Origin of the sequence: Corynebacterium sp. MSK071 (assembly GCF_030232125.1) — a bacterium.
Classification (GTDB): Bacteria; Actinomycetota; Actinomycetes; order Mycobacteriales; family Mycobacteriaceae; genus Corynebacterium; species Corynebacterium kefirresidentii.
Window position 1 is genome coordinate 1 of sequence record NZ_JASPJA010000077.1, and the last position, 230, is coordinate 230.

Consider the following 230-nt stretch of genomic DNA (forward strand, 5'->3'; position numbering starts at 1 on the left):
GGCTCGGTGGCGGAGAAGACGTTTCAGGCGGTGGAGTTAGAGAATCAGGGCCGGTTGAAGCGCAGCACGATTCTTGTAGACCACCGTGAGGCCCCGTCGGATACTGACTTAGCTGACCACGATTCGCTCTACCGCGGTCTGGTGCATGCCTACGGTGATTCTGCCCGGGACAATGGTGGCTGGGTGGATATTGAGCGCATCATTACCGAGATTTGGGACCCGTCGACTGA

1 pseudogene is annotated in these 230 nt (G+C 58.3%); it reads left to right on the forward strand.

The features are described 5' to 3' along the window. Positions 1-230, forward strand: a pseudogene (locus QP990_RS12260) (hypothetical protein); the annotation flags it as partial.